Genomic DNA, 5154 nt, shown 5'->3' with positions numbered 1-5154 from the left:
TTAATCTGTAGAAATTTGAAAAAATGCCCCACTTTTTAGAGGAAATAAAGTGGCTGTTTACATTAATGTCAAAAAAAGACTTCCCAAAGGAAGCCAAATTAATTATGTACGTTATTTTATAGTAGCTATACCTCTTCTAAACTCGTATTTATCATTGCACTCTTTACAATCGGTATAAATATCGCTATCTCTAAAACCTGGAATATCATCTTTTTCATAAAATACTTTCCCTTTTCCACAAGGACACTCATATTCTTCTTTAATTATGCTTCCGCTACCTGCACCATAGCCTTGATGATAATTTGAAGAACCACTAAGTTCTTTTAATTTTATTTCCATATTTATCACCTCCCTTTCTATGGTAATTATATAGCAATATATCCATTAATTTCTACTAAAAAAGACCTACATCCTAAGTGGAGATAGGTTATTTTTCCTTAATAAATTTATATTAACGGAAATAGGTATATTTTTCTAAAAGTTTATTTAATAGAGGATAAATTTGCTATATACTTTAAATAAAACTATCAAAGGGGGTAAATTGTAAATGCAGGCTTCGCAGACAAGTATTCTTCATTTACTTAGAATACCTAACCAACAATTTGTCATACCTGTTTATCAACGTACATATAAGTGGACACATATTCATTGCGGTCAATTGTTTTCCGATATTTTAAAAGCAAGTGGTAGTACCAGTAAAAATCACTTTATTGGTTCAATAGTACATATTTCTGACCAAAATATACCTGTTACTAAGGTAAAACCTTTAACGATTATAGACGGGCAACAGCGGTTAACAACTATTTCCTTGTTATTATTAGCAATTAAGAATTATTTAGATGAACATCCAAATCCTAATATTACTTCAAATGAGATAAACCAATACTTGGTAAATTCTGATAAAAAAGATGATGAATATATTAAACTTCAATTAACTAAACAAGATAGAGAAGTATATTTTTCACTTATTAACAAAACGGAGATAGATGTTGAGTATCATAATATTTTAAATAACTATATGTATTTCTATAATTCAATTAAGAGTGGGCAGCGTGATATTGAAGCACTATATGAAGGGATTGCTAAGTTAATTATTGTTGAGGTTTCATTAGAACGTGAACATGACGACCCTCAACTTATTTTTGAAAGTTTAAATTCAACAGGAGAAAAACTTACGGAAGCAGATTTAATTAGAAATTTTTTGTTGATGGATTTAACGTCTAGTTTTCAAAAGAAAATTTATAATCATTATTGGTTCCCAATTGAAACAAGACTAAGAGAAGAGAATAAAGGAGAACTATCTAATTTTATTAGGGATTACCTTACATTTAAAACTAAAAAAATTCCTAAGAAGACAAGTGTATATTCGGATTTTAAAGATTATTTTAAAAAATATTATTCAAGAGAACCGGAATCAATCGAAAATTTAATGAAAGAATTATTACAGTTTGCGGGGTATTATGAAAGAATACTTAGGCAGAATGAAAAGGATAAGGAAATAAACGATTGCCTAAAAGACCTAGATAGTATTGATATAAAAATAATTTATCCCCTTATTTTACCGTTGTATTATGATTATGAAAATCAACTATTATCTAAGGAAGATTTTATTTCAATACTTCGTTTAATTGAAAGCTATTTAATAAGAAGGGTTATATGCGGATACCCTACGCAAGGATTGAATAAAGTATTTGTTAGTATCGTGAAGGACTTGGATAGAACAAATCATCTTGTTTCGTTTGAAACTATACTCGCTAATAAAAAAGGAAATCATAGATTCCCGAATAATGATGAATTTAAAAAATCCTTCCTTTTGAAAGATATATATAATTTAAGTAATAAAAACAGAAAATATATTTTGTTCAAATTAGAACACCATTGTAACCCTAAAGAAAGATTGCAAATTGACCCTGAAATTACAATCGAACATATTTTGCCACAATCCCCTAATTTAAGTGATAAATGGGTAAATGCTTTAGGTTCTAATTGGAAAGAAGTACACAATACATATGTACATACTATCGGGAACCTTACTTTAACAGGATATAACAAAAATATGAGTAATAAATTTTTTACTGACAAAAGGGATTTACCTGGGGGATTTGCTGATAGTTTAATTAGATTAAATAAGGGGTTACACAACTTAGATACTTGGAATGAAACCGAAATTTTAAAAAGGGCAAACAATTTGTTTGAATACGCCAAAGAAGCTTGGAACTATCCTGAATTAGATTTGCTTGTAACAAATGATGATAACAGACCTATTGTTACATTAGACGATGACTGGACAAGTTTAAGACCTTCTTCTTTTGTATTTCTGACGGATAATTACGAAGCTAGAGATTTTACAGACATATATTATAAGGTAATTAAAAAGATATATGATTTAGATTCTAATTCATTCTTAGAGGCAATAAATCAGGAAGAATTACTTTCAAGACGTTTTCATTCCCTTAACCAAAACGATTTTAACAATCAACCTAGACAAATAAGCGAAAATATTTATCTAAATACAAATATTAACAATGAACAAAAGCGGAAAAATTTGATTACACTCTTTGAAAAAACAAATATTGACGAAGAAGATTTAATTATTTATTTATCGTAAATAAACAAACTTTCTTTAGGCATTTTAAATTGTTTTAAACATTTAAAAATTATCATCTACGGAGATTAAAAATAAAAGAAAATAACCGTTAATATTCTTTAAATTAGTAAAGCCAAGGGAATACTTCCTAAGGCTTTTTTTGTGTTAGTGTCGAGGGTATCCTAGTCTTTATTTATGTCAATCCTAATAATAGTGGTGGGAAACGGTAAAACTAAGAGATTACCGCAAACAGGAAATGAAATAAACTTGAGTTTGCCATAATCCTAGCATATAATTGAAGGGTTGAAGATTACGCAAACAAACTCATTAGCTAACAGCAAAAACACAGTAACAGCAAGGGGTTGAACCATAAATTATGAACGAACAACAGAGGTTAGATAACCAAAGAGTCAATTCTCCGGACAAAAAATCCGCAAAGGACTACAGCAAATACTTCGAAGCTGTTTATATTCCCCCATCCTTAAAGGATGCAAAAAAACGCGGTAAAGAGGAAGTAAAGTACCACAACGATTTTTCGATTCAAAAAGAGTTTCTCGGAATGGGAACTGGCCGAAAGTTTTACATTCGTACGTACGGATGCCAAATGAACGAGCACGACACAGAGGTCATGGCAGGAATCTTTTTAGGGCTGGGCTATGAAGTAACCGACCAGGCTGAAGATGCCAATGTGATTCTGCTGAATACGTGTGCGATCCGTGAAAATGCCGAGAACAAAGTGTTTGGTGAAATTGGCCATTTAAAAGCATTAAAAAGGGAAAAACCCGACTTGCTTATCGGCGTCTGCGGATGTATGTCCCAGGAAGAATCTGTTGTAAACAAAATTCTTGAAAAGCATCATCATATCGACATGATCTTCGGAACGCATAATATTCACCGTCTGCCGAATATTTTACACGAAGCGTACATGTCCAAAGAAATGGTCATCGAAGTATGGTCTAAAGAAGGTGACGTCATTGAGAACCTTCCGAAAGTGCGCCGCGGCAACATTAAAGCATGGGTTAATATTATGTATGGCTGTGATAAGTTTTGTACGTATTGTATCGTTCCGTATACCCGCGGAAAAGAACGGAGCCGCCGACCGGATGATATCATCCAGGAGGTTCGCCATTTAGCCGCTCAAGGCTACCAGGAAATTACGCTGCTTGGCCAAAATGTTAATGCATATGGCAAAGACTTCGACGATATCCAGTACGGACTTGGCGATTTAATGGATGAAATCCGCAAAATTGATATCCCGCGTGTCCGCTTCACAACAAGCCACCCGCGTGATTTTGATGATCACTTGATTGAAGTGCTCGCCAAAGGCGGCAACTTGATGGATCACATTCATTTGCCGGTTCAATCAGGTTCAACCGATGTTCTGAAAATCATGGCCCGCAAATACACAAGAGAGCAATATTTAGAGCTTGTTAGAAAAATTAAAGCTGCGATTCCGAATGTCTCTTTAACGACTGACATCATTGTCGGCTACCCGAATGAAACAGAAGAACAGTTTGAAGAAACATTGTCGCTTTATCGTGAAGTAGGCTATGAAACTGCCTATACGTTTATTTACTCACCGAGAGAAGGTACACCGGCTGCGAAAATGACCGACAATGTACCGATGGCTGTGAAGAAAGAACGGCTGCAAAGGTTAAACGCGGTTGTAAACGAACTTTCTGCAGCAGCGATGAAAAAATATCAGGACCAGATTGTCGACGTGCTGGTCGAAGGGGAAAGTAAAAATAATCCTGATATGCTTGCCGGTTATACAAGCAAAAGCAGGCTTGTTAATTTTAAAGGACCAAAAACGGCGATCGGCAAGATTGTTAAAGTAAAAATAACGGACGCAAAAACATGGTCTTTAAACGGAGAAATTGTGGAAGAACTACAACAAGTTGAGGTGAATTAATATGGCGAAATATACAAAAGACGACATCGTCGCCCGCGCAAAAGAGTTGGCAAAGATGATCTCTGAAACAGAAGAGGTAGATTTTTTCAAGCGTGCCGAAGCACAAATTCATGAAAATGAAAAAGTCCGTTCAATGATCTCTGACATTAAAGGGCTGCAAAAGCAGGCCGTCAATCTCCAGCATTATGGAAAGCCGGAAGCGCTAAAGAAAGTTGAAGAGAAAATTTCCGCGCTTGAGCAGAATCTGGATGAGATTCCAGTTGTCCAGGAGTTCAAGCAGTCACAGGTAGAAGTGAATGAGCTGTTGCAAATTATTGCATCCACCATCTCCAACTCGGTTACAGACGAGATTATCACGTCAACCGGGGGAGACTTGCTCCACGGTGAAACAGGAGCACAGGTTAACACGAAAACAAGCAGTCACCAACATTAATCAGCCTGACGCCCGGGATCAATTCCCGGGCGTTTTATTATGAAATTGTCGACTCTTCTTTTGCAGCTATAAATTTGGTTAATATACTTTTTAATCTTCTTATATTGCAATCTCTGCGATTGTCTTGATACACTCCTCATCGAACTTTGCACCCGCAACTGATTATTGCATATGAATTGAGCCACATGTGCGGAGTTTTGAGCCAGTCAGTGCGGAAAAGTG

Annotated in this window: 4 protein-coding genes; 3 read left to right on the top strand and 1 reads right to left on the bottom strand. The window is 34.8% G+C overall.

All coding sequences use genetic code 11. The features are described from left to right. Window positions 1-111: 111 nt before the first annotated feature. On the bottom strand, window positions 112-339 hold the full coding sequence (locus tag CU635_RS20305) for a hypothetical protein (RefSeq protein ID WP_245917544.1): 228 nt from the start codon (window positions 337-339) through the stop codon (window positions 112-114). A 208-nt stretch (window positions 340-547) separates the two neighbouring features. On the opposite strand from CU635_RS20305, the gene CU635_RS20300 reads away from it, so the two are divergent. From CU635_RS20300 to CU635_RS20290, 3 genes are all read left to right on the top strand, one after another. Further along, window positions 548-2608 (top strand): DUF262 domain-containing protein, encoded by a 2061-nt coding sequence (locus tag CU635_RS20300; RefSeq protein ID WP_101579194.1) that lies wholly within the window; start codon window positions 548-550, stop codon window positions 2606-2608. A 355-nt stretch (window positions 2609-2963) separates the two neighbouring features. After that, on the top strand, window positions 2964-4499 hold the full coding sequence (gene miaB, locus CU635_RS20295; RefSeq protein ID WP_101579193.1) for a tRNA (N6-isopentenyl adenosine(37)-C2)-methylthiotransferase MiaB: 1536 nt from the start codon (window positions 2964-2966) through the stop codon (window positions 4497-4499). 1 nt (window position 4500) lies between these two features. Beyond that, on the top strand, window positions 4501-4932 hold the full coding sequence (locus tag CU635_RS20290) for a YlbF/YmcA family competence regulator (RefSeq protein WP_101579192.1): 432 nt from the start codon (window positions 4501-4503) through the stop codon (window positions 4930-4932). The last annotated feature ends 222 nt before the right edge of the window (window positions 4933-5154 follow it).

The organism is Bacillus canaveralius, assembly GCF_002860125.1.
GTDB lineage: Bacteria > Bacillota > Bacilli > Bacillales > Cytobacillaceae > Bacillus_BJ > Bacillus_BJ canaveralius.
Note: the sequence above shows the minus strand (reverse complement) of the source record. Positions and strands in the feature narration are given on the sequence as shown.